General features: G+C 62.6%; 12 protein-coding genes. 5 read left to right on the top strand and 7 right to left on the bottom strand.

Translation table 11 applies throughout. The annotated features are described in order from the left end of the window. Position 1: 1 nt before the first annotated feature. Both ACYCVF_RS00340 and ACYCVF_RS00335 read right to left on the bottom strand, forming a co-directional pair. Complete coding sequence (locus ACYCVF_RS00340; protein WP_459596534.1) at positions 2–865, bottom strand: alpha/beta fold hydrolase; 864 nt, start codon at positions 863–865, stop codon at positions 2–4. Between the two features lie 8 nt (positions 866–873). Then, positions 874–3,381 (bottom strand): alpha/beta hydrolase, encoded by a 2,508-nt coding sequence (locus ACYCVF_RS00335; protein WP_459596532.1) that lies wholly within the window; start codon positions 3,379–3,381, stop codon positions 874–876. Positions 3,382–3,512: 131 nt separating this feature from the next. Here ACYCVF_RS00335 and ACYCVF_RS00330 point away from each other — a divergent pair, with 131 nt between their 5' ends. From ACYCVF_RS00330 to ACYCVF_RS00310, 5 genes are all read left to right on the top strand, one after another. Then, entirely contained in the window at positions 3,513–4,439 is a 927-nt protein-coding gene (locus ACYCVF_RS00330; protein ID WP_459596531.1) for an alpha/beta fold hydrolase, read from the top strand. Positions 4,440–4,591: 152 nt separating this feature from the next. Next, the gene (locus tag ACYCVF_RS00325) at positions 4,592–5,035 is read left to right on the top strand and encodes a hypothetical protein (RefSeq protein ID WP_459596530.1); all 444 of its coding nucleotides are present in this window, start codon (positions 4,592–4,594) and stop codon (positions 5,033–5,035) included. Positions 5,036–5,125: 90 nt separating this feature from the next. Beyond that, positions 5,126–5,779, top strand: coding sequence for a CoA transferase subunit A (locus ACYCVF_RS00320; RefSeq protein WP_459596529.1), 654 nt, complete (start codon positions 5,126–5,128; stop codon positions 5,777–5,779). A 4-nt stretch (positions 5,780–5,783) separates the two neighbouring features. Further along, the gene (locus tag ACYCVF_RS00315; RefSeq protein ID WP_459596528.1) at positions 5,784–6,434 is read left to right on the top strand and encodes a 3-oxoacid CoA-transferase subunit B; all 651 of its coding nucleotides are present in this window, start codon (positions 5,784–5,786) and stop codon (positions 6,432–6,434) included. Positions 6,435–6,447: 13 nt separating this feature from the next. Then, positions 6,448–6,906, top strand: a complete 459-nt coding sequence (locus tag ACYCVF_RS00310; protein WP_459596527.1) for a MaoC family dehydratase — start codon at positions 6,448–6,450, stop codon at positions 6,904–6,906. A gap of 260 nt (positions 6,907–7,166) precedes the next feature. Here ACYCVF_RS00310 and ACYCVF_RS00305 read toward each other — a convergent pair whose 3' ends face one another. Genes ACYCVF_RS00305 through ACYCVF_RS00285 form a run of 5 tightly spaced genes read right to left on the bottom strand, consistent with a single transcriptional unit; the run spans position 7,167 to position 12,656 of the window. After that, positions 7,167–7,421: a DUF3551 domain-containing protein gene (locus tag ACYCVF_RS00305; protein ID WP_459596526.1), complete on the bottom strand. Its 255-nt coding sequence runs from the start codon at positions 7,419–7,421 to the stop codon at positions 7,167–7,169. 18 nt (positions 7,422–7,439) lie between these two features. After that, positions 7,440–8,228, bottom strand: coding sequence for an enoyl-ACP reductase FabI (gene fabI, locus ACYCVF_RS00300; RefSeq protein WP_459596525.1), 789 nt, complete (start codon positions 8,226–8,228; stop codon positions 7,440–7,442). After that, positions 8,225–9,439 (bottom strand): acetate/propionate family kinase, encoded by a 1,215-nt coding sequence (locus ACYCVF_RS00295; protein ID WP_459596524.1) that lies wholly within the window; start codon positions 9,437–9,439, stop codon positions 8,225–8,227. Before ACYCVF_RS00295 ends, fabI begins: the two co-directional genes overlap by 4 nt. 5 nt (positions 9,440–9,444) lie before the next feature. Beyond that, positions 9,445–10,407: a phosphate acetyltransferase gene (locus tag ACYCVF_RS00290; RefSeq protein ID WP_459596523.1), complete on the bottom strand. Its 963-nt coding sequence runs from the start codon at positions 10,405–10,407 to the stop codon at positions 9,445–9,447. Between the two features lie 29 nt (positions 10,408–10,436). Next, positions 10,437–12,656 (bottom strand): DUF3141 domain-containing protein, encoded by a 2,220-nt coding sequence (locus ACYCVF_RS00285; RefSeq protein ID WP_459596522.1) that lies wholly within the window; start codon positions 12,654–12,656, stop codon positions 10,437–10,439. Positions 12,657–12,720 lie beyond the last annotated feature (64 nt).

Below are 12,720 nucleotides of genomic sequence, written 5' to 3'. Positions count from 1 at the left end.
TCTATTTCGGAAGCCCCCCGAACCAGGCGCCGAAATAGCCGGCATAGAGCGCCGGCAGCTCCAGATTCATGGAATGACCCATCCGGGGTACCCTCACGAGCCGGCAATCCGGCATCGCCGCCGCCATGGTCTCGAGGTCTGCCGGCGGTATCCATCCGTCCTGCTCGCCCCAGAGCACGAGATGCGGATGCTGGATTTCCGGCATGCGGCGCTCCAGCTCCCGGCTTTCCTTCTCCCGGTTGAGATTGAACGGCGTGCCGATCCAGATGCCCTCGGACACGCCAAAAGTCTGCTCAATGATGCGATCGAACAGCGCCGGGATCTCGCCGAGACCCTCGCGGAATCGCGGGATGACGTCCGCCGCAAGGCTCTCTGGCACGAACAGCGACGACGCCGCGGTGGCCATCACCGTCCGCGTCAGCTCCTTGTTCGCCATCATCGCCCGGAAAAGGCCGATCTGGTCGGCATTGAACGACATGCCGAGCGGCGTGACAGGGTCGAGCGCGAACACCCGCCCGAACCGCTGCGGCTGCATCAGCAGCATCCGTGCGGCGATGATGCCGCCGGTCGAGTGGGTCGCAAGATGGCAAAGCCCGATGCCCAGCGCATCCAGTGCCGCCAGCATGTCATGCGCATGTTGCTGCATCGAGTAGTTGGTATAGTCGACCGCAGGTTTCGGCCGATCGCTGTCGCCGCACCCACGCCAGTCAATTCCGATCACGCGCAGTCCGCTCGGAAACATCGGTGCAGCGAGCTCGATCCAGTCCTTGCTGGCGAGATTGCCGTGGATGAAGACGACGGTGACATCGCCTTTTCCCCACTCCCGCCAGCCTAGCCGCACCTCGCCCGCTTCAACCGTTGACATGGTCCAGCCTACTTGTTCAGGCCGGCCGTCGGTGCGGCGCCGGGTGGAGTCGGTGCCACCGGCAATGCCGAAACGGCCGAACCCTTGATCATCCGATCCGTGCCGAGCGGCGACGACGTATCGACCGTTCCCTTAGTCACGAAGTCCACCACGTCGACCGGGAATTCCACCGGATTATCGGTGTGGATGAAGTGACCGGTCTCCGGATAGATCTTGAGGATCGGCCGATTGCCCGCACCGGTCATGCGCGACATGAACGGCGTGATGACGTCGCGTCCGAGGTCCGTCAACCCGTTGAACGCCGGCGTCGGGATGAACGGCTCCTTGTCACCGAAGGAGAGGAAGATCGGCGCCTTGATCTGGGCTACCCGCTGGTAAAGGTTCTTCGGGTCATCCTGCTGCAGCTCGGACCCGATCGAATAGATGTCGTAGATGAAGACATTGACCCATTGCTCGAGCTCCTTCGGGTTGCCCTTGATGAGCCCGACGCGCTGGTCGGTGTGGAGGCGGGCATATTCGCTGTCGCTATAGAAATAGCCGCTCTTCGCCGCCGACACGGCGTTGGTCTCCGGATCACGCTTCTTGAAATAGAAGAAGTCGCGCACGCTCTGTTCCGAGCGTCCGATCTCCGCGGCGAGGATGCCGGTCGGACCCCAGGTTTCCTTCCACTTGTCGAAATCATGGTCGAAGACCTGATCGAACAGGCGCGCCTTCTTGTCCTTGGCGATCGTGATGTCCCGCGGATACTCTTCGAGGCCTGAAGGAGCTTCGAGTGCAAGGCCCTGGACGGCGTCCGGCCACGTGAGGGCATAGCCCATCACGACCTGGCCGCCGAGGGAATGGCCGAGATAATAGGCCTTCTTGACGCCGAGCTGATTGACCACGAGATCGTACACGGCCTCGCGCATGTCCTGCATCGTCCGCGCCGGGCTCTTGTCGAGATTGCCGGGACCGGACACGCCGTAGTGTGGCAGGTCAGGGACGATCACGCGCAGGCCACTACGGAGCGCATACTGCATGACATTGCCGTAATGCCCGCCGAACGCGCCCTTGCCATGGATGATGACGAGCACCTTTGGATCCTTCTCGGTGCCGGCGTACTCGTCCATGTAGCCGATCTGCCAGGACGTGCCCCGCTTGTCTTTCGTGGCCGCATATTTGACCGGGTAAGGATAGGTCACGGCGTTCTTCCAGAACGATTTAGCGGGATCGATGTTTGCCGCCACGCCCGGAACGCGATAGTTCTTGTCGACGTACTTCTGCGCGCGATCGAGACTCGCCACGTCCTCCATGAAGGCGACGAACTTCGGATCGTGCTTGCGGTGGTTGATGATCGAGAACACGCCGTAATGAGCGACCGGGCTCTCCTCGGAGATGAGCTGGGCGCCCGGCACGCGATCGACGGCGCGTTCGGCAAGCTTGAAGTTCAGCCAGCCATCATTGGTGATGTGCATCACCATCGTGCGCGCCTGGATGCGGCCGAGATAGGGATTGACGTTGTGAATTTCACCCACCCTGTTGCGCCAGACGAGATCGACCGCGTCGTAGAGCTTGGCGCGCGTGATCACGCTGCTGGCCGCCTTCTCATTCGGCGGCTCCCAGTAGAACACTTCCGGCTGCACGGCCGCAAAGCTCTGCGTCGTGCGGAAAGCGAAGTCGTAGCCGGTCAGGCCGAGCACCGACCAGCCGAAGGCTATGCCGGGAATCGGGTGCTTTTCTTTCGGCAGCTTGTAATAGTCGCCCTTGGTCTGCTGCCACACCGGATCGGCCTCGATCGCGGCGGTCATGAGCTGGAAAGTCCAGTTGCCGACGGGGTCCTCGGAATCCGACTGGGTGGTGCCACCGATCGGCATCAAGCCGCCCATGAACTCCGGATGCATGACGCCCCAGACATAGGTCTGCGTGCCTCCCATCGAGACGCCGGTGACCAAGGCAGCGCGGGCGATCTTCAGGCCGTCGCGCAGCATGCGATAGTTCGCCTGGACCATGTCGTAGTAGCTGTATTGCGGAAACTTGATGCCGAGACCATCGGACGGTTTGCTTGCACCCCAGGTGCCGAGCGGATCGACCATGACGACATAGTAGCGATTGGTATCGATCGGCCGGCCCGGCCCGATGATCGGCACGCCACCCGACAAGGCAGCACCCTTGACCCACTGCTCGTACATGTCCGTCGAGTCGCCGGAATAGTACGAGTTGATGATCACGGCATTGGTGATCTCCCCGGCGGCATTGCGCCGCGGCGTGCCGACGGCGATGTAAGCCGAATGCAGCTTGCCGGCCCCGAGCGACTCCAGCGTCACGCCGCCTTCGCCGCCATTCTCCCATTTTGACGGATCGGACAGATCGTACTTGCCGCCGAGACGAAAGTTCGGGATCTCAACCGTCTTCTTCAGCTCATCGTGCTGCATCTGCGACGATCGGCGGCTGTAGGGCTGCGCGACCGCCAGCGTGGTCCCCACCAGCAGCAACACCAGACTGACACAGCAGTGCCGAACGAAATTTTTCCCGGTCATGGCAGCTTCCTCCTGGCAACTTTGTCAAAAGGCTAGGTATGCGATCGCGGCCGACCCTTGATCTAACTCAATGGATCGCCGCTTTGGTGGACGAGCATTGCGGTTGCCATCCATCTGGTCCGGACGCTCGCATGCCCTTTCTCAGCCACGGCTCGTATCGCATCCGCTACGAGCTTGATGGGCCAGCGAACGCTCCTGCCTATGTGCTCGTCAACGGGCTTACACAATATGCCGAGCTCTGGGCCGCCTATCGCGACGCCCTCGTTGCGCGGCAATTCCGCGTCGCGACGTTCGACCTGCTCGGCCAGGGAGAGTCCGACAAGCCCGCGCTCTTCATCAGCCAGGACGATCAGGTCGCCGCGCTTCATCTCCTCGTCGACCAGCTCGGCGACGGTCCGATCTTTCTTGCCGGTATCAGCTTCGGTGGCCTGATCGCGCTGCGCTATGCAATCGAGCATGGCGGGCGGTTGACCGGGCTGGTGCCGATGAGCTGCTTTGCGGAGCTGCCGCCGCAGCTGTTCCTGCTTGGCAACGCGCTGCGGACTGCGCTGGTCCTGGGCGGCACCAGTTACCTTCAGGATCTGCTGCTGCCGATGAACGTCTCCGATCAATGGCTAGGACCGGTATTGGACCAGCTCGACAGCGTGAAACGGCAGGGCTGGCTGGTCAACGACGTCTACGCGCTGCAAAACCTGATGGAGTCCTTCCTCGACTTCCGGCCGCTGACGTCGCAACTGTCCTCGATCACCCTGCCGACCATGATCCTGAACGGCGAATTCGACTTTCTGACGCCCCGCGCACTCCATGAGACCTTGCGCGTCCAGATTCCGAACAGCGCGCTCGTGATCATCCAGCGCGCCTATCACGCCTTTACGCTGGAGAAGCCGGCGCTGACCGCGGATCTGCTCGCCCGCTTCGCCGAGGACGTGTTAGCCGGCCGCTGGGTAGGCAACAAGGCGGTCTGGATCGCGCCGGAGCAAGCCGGCGGCGAGCTCATTCCGTTTCCCGCCGGCTATGATCATCTGCGTGCCATTCCCATGCAGAGACCAACCACATGAGCGAATACTTCGGACCGCTCGACCCGCAAGGCCGTGTGCCGCCGCAACAGCAGACTCGCGTCGCCGCGTTCTTGACCTCCGCCCACGGCGCACTTGCGCGGCAGTTCGCGATAGCGCTGCCCGCAAAGCTCGTGTCTGCCTGGCAGACCGAATTGAACGCGCAGGTCTACCATGAGGCGGAGATCGTCTCCCTGCTGCTTCGGGCGACGTCCTGGGTCCCGGATCTTGCGCTGGGGTACCTGTCGATGTCCTGGGAGACGGCATGGTTTCCACAGCCAGCCGAAGGCATTCCGGATCAACCACTGGCGCTGGCCGTCGGCCTGGCAACACTCGCGCATGGCGTTCATGCAGGCATAAGGCCGGCAGCTTTGCTCCCCAGGGAAGCGAATGCCAACGATCCCTTCGTCCTGGCCTTGCGGCGCATCGAACTGGAGAGCGGCCGGTTGCTTCAGGCGCAAATCCTGTTCCTGAAAGGACCGGAGCTTTTGGCCCATCGCAACGCTGTCAGCGCTGCGCTCGAACATCGCCACGTCGAGATTCGCAAGCTGTGGACCAACGCGCTCGAAGGCATCGGCATCGCGGTTCACGAATCATGAGAAGCCTTGACGCAGATCAATGGACCGAGACGAACGCAAAGCGAGGATTCTCCGTCGCTTCCTTGATCTCTGCCGACTGGAGTTAGGACCATGAAGGCCGTTTCCATCGAAGAAGCCGTTGCGATGATTCCGGCAGGCGCAAGCATCATGGTCGGCGGCTTCATGGGGGTCGGCACGCCGCGTCGTCTGCTCGACGAGATCGTCCGGCAACGAAAGGCGGGACTCTCAATCATCAGCAACGACGCTGCGTTACCAGGCAAGGGAGTCGGGAAATTGTTCGATGCCGAACTTGTCTCGCGTCTGACGGCGACCCACATCGGCCTCAATCCGAAGGCGCAGCAACAGATGCTGGCCAAGCAAATCGCGGTCGATCTGATTCCACAAGGCACCTTCGTCGAGCGCATCCGCGCGGGCGGGTGCGGTCTTGGCGGCGTCCTCACGCCGACCGGCGTTGGTACGCTGGTCGCGGAGGGCAAGCGCCAGATCGAGGTCGACGGAAAGCCGTTCCTGCTCGAGACCGCATTGCGAGCGCAATTCGCTCTCGTGCACGCTTTTCTCGCCGATTACCTCGGCAATCTCTCCTATGCGCTGACCGCGCGCAATTTCAATCCGGTCATGGCGATGGCGGCGGACACCGTGATCGTGACGGCGGAGCACATCGTGCCCGTTGGCGTCATCGCGCCCGACCACGTCGTGACGCCGGCGCCGCTCGTCGACTATCTGATTACCAATCCAAACGGGTGAAGCCATGGACGCACAGGAGATCATCGCCCGACGCGTCGCCAGGGAACTCAGAAGCGGCGACCTCGTCAATCTCGGCATCGGCATTCCGACGCTCGTCGCCAATTACGTCCCGGCGGGGCTGAACGTTTTCTTCCAGTCGGAGAACGGATTGATCGGCACGGGCCCGATTCCCGAGCAAGGGTTGGAGCACCCTTTCCTGACCGACGCCGGCGGCCGCCCGATCAGCGCGCTGCCGGGAGCCAGCACCTTCGATAGCGCGATGTCATTCGGGCTGATCCGTGGCGGCCACGTCGATGTCACCGTGCTCGGCGGGCTCCAGGTCGACGCCCACGGACTTCTCGCCAACTGGATGATCCCCGGCAAGATGGTTCCGGGCATGGGCGGCGCGATGGATCTCGTCAGCGGCGCCAGGCGGGTCATCGTCGCCATGCAGCACGCTGCGAGAGGCAAGTCCAAGATCGTCGCCAAATGCACGCTGCCGTTGACCTCGGCCCGACCGGTGCACCTGGTCGTGACCGACATGGCGGTGATCGGCTTTCCCGACGGCAAGGCCACGTTGCTGGAGATTGCTCCCGGCACCAGCGTGGGCGAGGTCATGGCGGTGACGGACGCCGAACTCGTCGTGCCCGACAACATCCCGGAAATGAAGATTTGAGCGGGCGACGATCATGCGCATATTCAGCAGTTTCGACGAGATCAAATCCGCGATCGGCACCGAGATCGGTGTCAGCGACTGGATCGAGGTGACGCAGGATCGCATCAACCAGTTCGCCCAGGCGACTTGCGACGAGCAGTGGATCCACGTCGATCAGGAACGCGCCAGGAGGGAAGCACCAGGCGGCACCACCATCGCGCATGGCTTGCTGTCCCTGTCGCTTGCGCCTCTTTTCATTCGTTCGGTGATGGGCCTGAAGGGCCTTCGCAACACCCTGAACTACGGCGCGGATCGAATTCGATATCTTGCCCCCGTGCCCGCCGGATCGAGGTTGCGCGGGCGGATCACGGTCGCCGAAGCCGAGGACGTGCCGCCGGACGGCCTGCGCGTCAACTATCATCTCGTCATCGAGATCGAGGGCGGCAAGAAGCCCGCCTGCGTCGCCGAGTTGATCGCCCTGCACTATCGCTAAAGCCGAATGGTTCTAGTTCGATGCGATTGCCGTGGGTCGTTCACCTCTCCAGCTTGCGGGAGAGGTCGGCGCGAAGCGCTGGGAGAGGGCTTTCTCCTCTTGGGGATTGCCCCTTTGGGGATACACCCTCTCCCCAGCCCTCTCCAAGCGGGAGAGGGAGCGCACCTCCGCCGTTGCATCGATCAAGCCTCATCCCATCATGATGATTTAGGTGTGCCGCGCACACAGGCCGCAGCAATCCCGCGACGCCGTCGGTACCCTCACGGATATCGCTGGTAGCCCTGACGAGGGAGAGTCTGACCGAAGTACGGGTTCATCACGCACATGGCGGCTCGGCCGAGTGCTGAAACCTGACACTGCCGCAGCGATACGTAACTGCAGTCGATCCATTCACCTCCGCCAAAGGACCCTTCGTAGACCTTCATGCATACGGCATAGCGAGGATCGTAGTTTTGTGCCTGGGCCGGCACGAAATGGATCACGAGCAGAAACAAACTCAACCCAAGCGCACGCACCTGAACCTCCTGCACCGTTCAGTCGATGATGTGATAGCCCCCGTCGACATAGAGAACGCCGCCGGTGATCAGCTTGGCCCCATCGAGCGCCAGGAACGCGGTGGCATTGCCCACGTCCTCGATGCTGACGAGGCTGCGGGTCGGCGCGGTCGACTGCGCCTTGTCCATGAGATCATCGAATTCGGGAATGCCCGATGCCGCGCGCGTGGCGAGCGGGCCTGGTGAGATCGCGTGGACACGGATGCCCTTCGGGCCGAGCTCCGCCGCAATGTAGCGAACCGCCGCTTCAAGCGCGGCCTTGGCGACCCCCATCACGTTGTAGTTCTTCACCACCATCTGGCTGCCGTAATAGGTCATGGTGAACATCGTGCCGCCGTTCTTCATCAGCGGTTCGGCCAGATGGGCCATCCGCATGAACGACCAGCAGGAGACGTCCATCGTCTTCAGGAAGCCGTCGCGCCCGACATCCACCACGCGGCCGTGCAGCGCCTCTTTCGGCGAGAAGGCGATCGAGTGCAGTAGAAAATCGAGCTGGCCCCATTCCTTCGCGATCCGCTCGAACACCTGTTCGGTCTGACCTTCCACCATGACGTCCAGCGGCATGAAGATCGGCGCTTCCAGCGCCTGTGCCAGCGGTTCGACATGCTTCCTGGCACGGTCATTCAGGTAGGTGACGGCGAGTTCCGCCCCGAGGGCGCGAAACGCCCTTGCGCAGCCCCAGGCAATCGATTGGTCGTTGGCGATGCCGACGATGAGGCCTTTCTTGCCCTTCAAGGCCACCTTGGTATCCGGGAACACGGGAATCATGACGCCCTCTCTTGCCTGGAGTTGGTCGATGGCTGTTTCATCAGCAGCGACAGCGTGTGCTGCGCGATCATCAGTTCCTCGTCGGTCGGTATGACATAGACGGGGATAAGACCCCCGGAACGCGATATCAGCCGCGAATGGCGAGAGTTGCTGGCCTCGTCGAGGCTGGCACCCAGCCATCCGAGCTGTTCGACGACGCGAGCACGAATCGTCGCGGAGTTCTCACCAATGCCGGCGGTGAAGACGAAGGCATCCAGGCCCTGCAATGCAGCCGCGAGCATGCCGGCGTTGAGGCCGATCCGATACACGAAGTAATCGATCGCCAGCTTCGCCTTGACATCTTCGCTGGCCTCGAGCTCGCGCATGTCGTTGCTGATGCCCGAGAGTCCCTTCAATCCGCAATCGCGATAGAGAAAGTTCTGGACGTTCGACGCCGACATGCCCTTTTCGGAGATGAGATAGAGCACGACACCGGGATCGAGCTGCCCGGGGCGCGTTCCCATCGGCAGCCCGTCCAACGCGGTGAAGCCCATGGTGCTTTCGACGCTTCGTCCTGCCTTGAGGGCGCACATCGACGCACCACTGCCGAGATGAGCTACGATGACCCGTCGGTTCGCGATATCGGGCGCGGCCTGCGGCAAGGTCTTCGCGATGTATTCGTAAGACAGCCCGTGAAAGCCGTAGCGCCGCACGCCCTCGGCGTGGAGCTGATGCGGGATCGCGTAGTGGTCCGCGACCGCGCTGTGCGTCCGATGAAAGGCGGTATCGAAACAGGCCACCTGCGGCAGGGCCGGGAAGCCGGCAAGGATCGATCGGATCGGCGCCAGATTGTGCGGTTGATGCAGCGGTGCAAGGCTGACGAACCGCTCCAGTCGGGCTACAACGCCGTGATCAATCAAGACCGGCCGATCATAGTCCGGACCGCCATGCACGACGCGGTGCCCGACGGCGATCGGGTGGATACGAAGCTCGTCACGCAGCCAATTTCCCGCGATCTCCATCGCAGCCGGAACGTCGGCGACCGTCTCGATCGGATAGGCGCGCTCGGCCAGCGGATCGCCACTCGCGCCGCTCGCTCGCAATCGCGGACGGCTACCGATGCCGTCCATCTGACCCTTGAGTTGCCGCCGCAGCCTGCCCTCGCCCTCGATCGAGAAAACCTGGAACTTGACGCTCGAGGAGCCTGCGTTGACGACGAGGATCGTATCCATGGCGGTCACGCGGCGACTGTTGGAGCATGTTGACGCCGGGCGTTGGCGTAGAGGGACGCCACAGCGCAGGACGCCATGCGCGCACGGGGCGTGTCCGCCCGCGACGTCAGCACGATCGGCACCCGGGCGCCAAGCACGATACCGGCACCATCGGCCTTGGCGAAGTAGGCGAGATTCTTCGCCAGCATGTTGCCGGCCTCGAGGTCGGGAACGACGAGGATCTGGGCTCGCCCGGCAACTTCCGACTTGATGCCCTTGATCCGTGCCGCCTCGGGATCGATGGCGTTGTCGAAGGCCAGCGGCCCGTCGAGCACGCCGCCACTGATCTGACCGCGGTCGGCCATCTTGCACAGGGCCGCCGCCTCGATCGTCGATGGAATCTTGGAGGTCACGGTCTCGACCGCCGACAGGATCGCAACGCGCGGCGCGCTGCCGAAGCCGGCCTGATTGTAGAAGTCGATCGCGTTCTGGATGATGTCGCGCTTGGCATCCAGGTCCGGAAAGATGTTGATCGCGGCGTCCGTCACGAACAGGGTCTCGGCATAGGCCGGCACGTCCATCACGAAGACATGGCTGATGCGCCGCTCGGTGCGCAGGCCGCCCGCTTTGGCCGTGACGGCGCGCATAAGTTCGTCGGTGTGCAAGCTACCCTTCATCAGCATCTCGCCCCTGGCAGCATGGATCAGCTCGACGCTCCTGGACGCCGCTTCCTCGCTGTGTGCGGCATCGACGATCTCGAAGCTGGAGATATCGAGCTCGTGCCTGCTCGCTGTCTCTCTGATCCTTCTTTCGGGTCCGACGAGGATCGGCCGGATGATGCCGGCTTGCGCGCTATCGACAGCTCCGCGCAGCGACGTCTCATCGCAAGGATGCACCACCACGGTCGGCACCGGCGGTACTGCCTTCGCTGCCGCAATCAGGCGATCATATTTGCTGGGAGACTGCGCTGGCCTGGTATCGGCTGACATGATCTCGCTCCCGATTCTTCCATGAACGCCTAGGACGCTTTCGCCTTTGGGTCGAAAGGGGCAATGTTTGACGTCCCCTCTCCCGCCTCGACGCCGAACAGCGCGGCGATGCGCTGCAGGCGGTTCGCACGTTCGCCGGTGATTTCGCCGCTGGCGGAAAGGACCTCGCGCATCATCGTGAATGCCGCCAGCCGTTGCGCAACGTCCTCCGGGAGCATCCTCGGGATCGCGGCCAGGGCGGCTTGTTGGTCGAGCAACAGCATGAAGAACTGCTCACGTACCAGCATCTTGAACTCGGGCAGCGTCAAGCGCGATCCGCCGGCATCGCGGCGAATCTGCCGCAGCGACTCGATGCTCCGTTCGTCGACCATCCCGCGTGCCGAGCCGATATAGAGCAGGCTGCGAATGGCGGCTTCACGAAGACCGCCCTCGCCAATCCTGGACTTCAGCTCGGCGATTCGTTTTTCGAGCATCGCCCGGTGCTCGGCCGACATCTCGCGCTTGCGCGAAGGCTCCCAGTTCGGATCGATCCCGACCGCCGCCTGAAGCGCGGGCGAGCCATAAACGTTGAGGAAGATCGCTTCGCTTAGCGCCTCCTGCTGGTCGCGCCAGCTATCCAGCACATGCACGATCTGCTTGGACATCTGCTCCTGGAAGGCCAGGAACGGATTGTCCTTTGCCACAGGCTTGCGTTTCTCCTCGATCTCTTCGGCGGCCGATTTCACCGCGCTCATCCACGGGTTCTGGCTGCTGAGGACCTCGTATTGCAGCCGCAGCGGATGCAGGTTGCGCATGGTCTCCGCCATCTGTGGCGTGACCATTTTCTTGATCCAGGGCTGGACGAACTTCTGGTACGCCGCGAGATTCATCTCGGAGACGCGTTTTGCGGCCGCGAAGCGCCGCTCGTCCTCGGGTGAATTGCCGCCCATGGCGCTGATATCGTCGAGCGTTCGCGCCTCGCAGCGCATCACCCACTGACCGACGACGAGGTCGGAACTCTTGGTCTCTTCACCCTTGGCTTCGAACGTCGCTTCGTAAAGTCCAGGAGGCAGAATATCGATCAGGTCGATGTTGCTGGAGAATTCCGCATGCTCCTTCTTCGCAACGCCGCCGGAGACGAAGATGCCGAGGTGGCCAATGCTTTCATGAATGGTGTAGACGATGGTCTGCCCATAGGCCCTGATCTCATCGACGTCGGCATAGCAATCGAGAATCCAGTCCAGCGCCTGCTGCGGCGGTGTGACGTTGTCGCCTTTGGAGCAGAACACCACGATCGGCGACCTGATATTGCGCAGATCGACGTTCTGCCCGTCCGACATCTCGATCCTGCCGGCGGCGAGATTGTTGCCGATGAAGAGCTCATCGACGATGAACTGGATCTCCTCGGCGTTCAGGTTGACGTGCCCGCCCCACCAGCGCTCGAAGTCCAGGTAGCGGTCGGCCTCGGTATCGACCTTGGAGTAGACGTTGTATTGCTTGGTCCAGAGCGTATTGGAGGGGTTCTGGTTCTCGAAGTTCTGCACCAGCCAGGCGCCATCGAACTTTCCGGCGCCGAGATCGCTGGTCAATGCGGTCAGCCAGCTCCCTCCCAACAGGCCGCCAGAATAGCGCATCGGATATTTGCCGTGCACACCGGCCCAGTAAGCAAGCGGTGCCCCGGCGATGATCAATGGCCCGAATAATTCAGGCCGCAGCGACGCCAGGATCATGACGGCCCAGCCGGCCTGGCAATTGCCGATCACACAGGGCTTGCCGTCGGCCTTCGGATGGAGGCTGATGACCTTCTCGATGAAGAGCGCCTCGGCGCGCGCGATGCGCTCGATGGTCTGCCCCGGCATCGGCTCGGGCAGGAAGCCGATGAAGTAGCAGGGATGTCCTGCCTTCATGGCAACGCCGATCTCGCTGTCCGCCTTGAAGCCGCCGATTCCCGGACCGTGTCCCGCGCGTGGATCGACCACGATGAACGGCCGCCGTTCGAGATCGATCTCGACCCCCTTGGGTGGAATGATGCGGACCAGCGCGTAGTTGACGGGCTCATCGAGCTTGCGCCCGTCGGTGATCAGTTCAGCGGCATATTGCAGGACATGCGGCGCCGTCTGCGCGACGTGCTCGCGATACTGGTCGCCGCGCTGGCGCATGATGTCGAGAAACAGGACGCTCCGCTGTCCTGCATCGACCATGTATTCGACGGCTGAGGCAACCATCCCAGACAGCGGACCACCCGGCAGGTTCAAGTTTTCCATCGTCATATCCTGATCTCGCGGTCGTATGCATTCAGAAGGCGCCTCCGCGACGCGCCACCGTTGATTTAAG

The organism is Bradyrhizobium cedriense, assembly GCF_054602315.1.
Note: the sequence above shows the minus strand (reverse complement) of the source record. Positions and strands in the feature narration are given on the sequence as shown.

What these genes read in the sequence shown, in the direction of transcription:
- ACYCVF_RS00340 (WP_459596534.1), bottom strand. Translation starts at nt 865, where the DNA reads ATGTCAACGGTTGAAGCGGGCGAGGTGCGGCTAGGCTGGCGGGAGTGG.
- ACYCVF_RS00335 (WP_459596532.1), bottom strand. Translation starts at nt 3,381, where the DNA reads ATGACCGGGAAAAATTTCGTTCGGCACTGCTGTGTCAGTCTGGTGTTG.
- ACYCVF_RS00330 (WP_459596531.1), top strand. Translation starts at nt 3,513, where the DNA reads ATGCCCTTTCTCAGCCACGGCTCGTATCGCATCCGCTACGAGCTTGAT.
- ACYCVF_RS00320 (WP_459596529.1), top strand. Translation starts at nt 5,126, where the DNA reads ATGAAGGCCGTTTCCATCGAAGAAGCCGTTGCGATGATTCCGGCAGGC.
- ACYCVF_RS00315 (WP_459596528.1), top strand. Translation starts at nt 5,784, where the DNA reads ATGGACGCACAGGAGATCATCGCCCGACGCGTCGCCAGGGAACTCAGA.
- ACYCVF_RS00310 (WP_459596527.1), top strand. Translation starts at nt 6,448, where the DNA reads ATGCGCATATTCAGCAGTTTCGACGAGATCAAATCCGCGATCGGCACC.
- fabI (WP_459596525.1), bottom strand. Translation starts at nt 8,228, where the DNA reads ATGATTCCCGTGTTCCCGGATACCAAGGTGGCCTTGAAGGGCAAGAAA.
- ACYCVF_RS00295 (WP_459596524.1), bottom strand. Translation starts at nt 9,439, where the DNA reads ATGGATACGATCCTCGTCGTCAACGCAGGCTCCTCGAGCGTCAAGTTC.
- ACYCVF_RS00290 (WP_459596523.1), bottom strand. Translation starts at nt 10,407, where the DNA reads ATGTCAGCCGATACCAGGCCAGCGCAGTCTCCCAGCAAATATGATCGC.
- ACYCVF_RS00285 (WP_459596522.1), bottom strand. Translation starts at nt 12,656, where the DNA reads ATGACGATGGAAAACTTGAACCTGCCGGGTGGTCCGCTGTCTGGGATG.